Origin of the sequence: Streptomyces sp. NPDC057654 (assembly GCF_042800135.1) — a bacterium.
GTDB lineage: Bacteria > Actinomycetota > Actinomycetes > Streptomycetales > Streptomycetaceae > Streptomyces.
Window position 1 is genome coordinate 1 of sequence record NZ_JBHVHQ010001035.1, and the last position, 2,741, is coordinate 2,741.

The window sequence follows — 2,741 nt, forward strand, 5'->3', positions numbered from 1 at the left end:
GCCTCGTGCGGCGCGGCGGCGGCCGGGTGACGGGCGGGCCTCTGGGGGAAGTTACCCGTCCGTACCGTCGGGGTCACTGCCCGCGCACTGTGATGCGGGACTCTTTTCTAAGCGCTTGCTCAGTGCTGCCGCCTCTCTTGGCGGCCCGCCGCTCACCCCGTCGCCGTCCGCTCCGTCGCCTCCGCGTCCGACGGCAGCCGCCGCCGCTTGCGGTGCTTGAGCAGCGCCCACCGGCCGCGTGCCCCCGTGACCTCCGTGCCGCCCTCCGCCGCGGCCTGCGCCGCCGCCCGCGCCACCGGCAGGATGCCCTCGCGGCGCGCCTCGTCGGGGTGCTCCTCCTCCGCCGGCCACAGCCCGAGCGCCGCGCACAGCGTCGGCAGCACCGCCATCGCCGCCGTCGCGTACCCCTCCGCCGACGGGTGGTAGTTGTCCGGTCCGAACAGCTCCCGCGGATTCTCCGCGAACTCGGGGCCCAGCAGATCGCCCAGCGAGACCGTACGGCCGCCCTGCTCGACGACCCCGATGGTCTGCGCCGCCGCCAGCTGACGACTCAGCCGCCGCGCCACCCAGCGCAGCGGCTGATACACCGGCTCGATCGTGCCCAGGTCCGGGCACGTGCCGACCACCACCTCACAGCCCGCCTCCCGGAGTCTGCGGACCGCCTCCGACAGCAGCCGCACCGACCGGGCGGGCGGCATCCGGTGCGTCACGTCATTGGCCCCGATCATGATCACGCAGACGTCGGGGGCCGGGCCGGGGTCCGCGAGGAGCCGCGTCGTCTGCCGCTCCAGGTCGTCGGACTGCGCGCCCGGCACCGCCACATTGCGCAGCGTCACCGGCCGCTCGGCGACCGCCGCGAGCCCCGTCGCGAGCAGCGCGCCCGGCGTCTGGCGCGGCCGGTGCACGCCCTGCCCCGCCGCCGTGGAGTCGCCGAGGAAGCCGAGCCGCAGCGGCGGCTGGTGCAGCCGGTGCACGAAGGAGGCGCCGTACCGGCCGTCGGCGCCTGGCGGTGGATCGTTCGGGCCGCCGACGACCCGCTTCGCCAGCCGGACCTCGGTGAGCAGCAGTCCGACCGCCGCCCCGCCGAGCAGTCCGATCCCGCCGCCTCCGTACGCCGCCGCCGCCGCGATCCGCCGCGCGGCCCTCGCCCTCGACATCGACATAGGCCGGGCCTCCTCCCGCTCCACCGCTGAGTACCGGGCGCCGCCGCTACCGAGCGCGACCGCGCCGCACATCCTGCTAACAGGTTGTTGCCCCGAGCGGCCGTGCGCGCAACGCGACGTTCCGGTGAACGGATGCGCAATAGGCTGGTACTACGGGCACGCGACGACGGCTGCCCCCGACCGCGGAGACCACCGTGCAGTTTCACCATTCGATGATCGAGCTCGTCGGCAATACCCCGCTCGTCAAGCTCAACAGCGTGACCGAGGGCATTACGGCGACAGTCCTTGCCAAGGTCGAATACTTCAATCCGGGCGGTTCGGTGAAGGACCGGATCGCCGTGCGCATGATCGAGGCCGCCGAGGAATCGGGCGAGCTGCGCCCCGGCGGCACCATTGTCGAGCCGACCTCCGGCAATACCGGGGTGGGGCTCGCGATCGTGGCCCAGCAGAAGGGCTACAAATGCATTTTCGTCTGCCCGGACAAGGTTTCCACCGACAAGATCAACGTGCTGCGGGCATACGGGGCCGAAGTGGTGGTCTGCCCGACCGCCGTCGATCCCGAGCACCCGGATTCGTACTACAACGTTTCCGACCGGCTGGTGCGCGAGACGCCCAATGCCTGGAAGCCCGACCAGTACAGCAACCCCAATAACCCGCTTTCCCATTACCACTCCACCGGCCCGGAGCTGTGGGAGCAGACCGAGGGGCGCATCACGCACTTCGTCGCGGGCGTGGGCACCGGCGGCACCATCAGCGGCACGGGCCGCTATCTGAAGGACGCCAGCGACGGCCGGGTCAAGGTCATCGGCGCCGACCCGGAGGGCTCCGTCTACAGCGGCGGCTCGGGCCGCCCGTATCTGATCGAGGGCGTCGGCGAGGACTTCTGGCCGACCGCCTACGACCAGTCGGTCGCCGACGAGATCGTCGCCGTCTCCGACAAGGACGCCTTTCAGATGACCCGCCGGCTCGCCAAGGAGGAGGGCCTGCTGGTCGGCGGCTCCTGCGGAATGGCGGTCGTGGGCGCGCTGGAGGTCGCGAAGCGGCTCGGCCCCGACGACGTGGTCGTCGTGCTGCTGCCGGACAGCGGGCGCGGCTACCTCTCGAAGATCTTCAACGACGAGTGGATGGCCGACTACGGCTTCCTGGAGGAGGGCGGCCCGACGGCCCGCGTCGCCGACGTACTGCGGGACAAGGAGGGCGCGATGCCCTCGCTGGTCCACATGCACCCCGAGGAGACCGTCGGCGAGGCCATCGACGTGCTGCGCGAGTACGGCGTCTCGCAGATGCCGATCGTCAAGCCGGGCGCCGGGCACCCCGACGTGATGGCCGCCGAGGTCATCGGCTCGGTCGTCGAACGCGAGCTGCTGGACGCGCTGTTCGCGCAGCGCGCCTCGCTCGGCGACCCGCTGGAGAAGCACATGTGCGGCCCGCTGCCGCAGGTCGGCTCGGGCGAGCCGGTCGCGGACCTGATGGCCGTGCTGGGCACGGCGGACGCCGCGATCGTGCTGGTCGAGGGGAAGCCGAAGGGCGTCGTGAGCCGGCAGGACCTGCTCGCGTTCCTGGCCAAGACCGCCAAGT

The 2,741-nt window shown here is 72.2% G+C and carries 2 protein-coding genes; one reads left to right on the top strand and one right to left on the bottom strand.

Going from position 1 to position 2,741, the window contains the following annotated elements:
• Window positions 1-152 precede the first annotated feature (152 nt).
• Window positions 153-1,163 carry an SGNH/GDSL hydrolase family protein gene (locus ACFU99_RS40010; protein ID WP_384402584.1) on the bottom strand — a complete coding sequence of 337 codons (1,011 nt, stop codon included), beginning with the start codon at window positions 1,161-1,163 and terminating at the stop codon, window positions 153-155.
• Window positions 1,164-1,357: 194 nt separating this feature from the next.
• Here ACFU99_RS40010 and ACFU99_RS40015 point away from each other — a divergent pair.
• On the top strand, window positions 1,358-2,741 hold a 1,384-nt coding region (locus tag ACFU99_RS40015; protein WP_384402587.1), incomplete at its 3' end, for a cystathionine beta-synthase.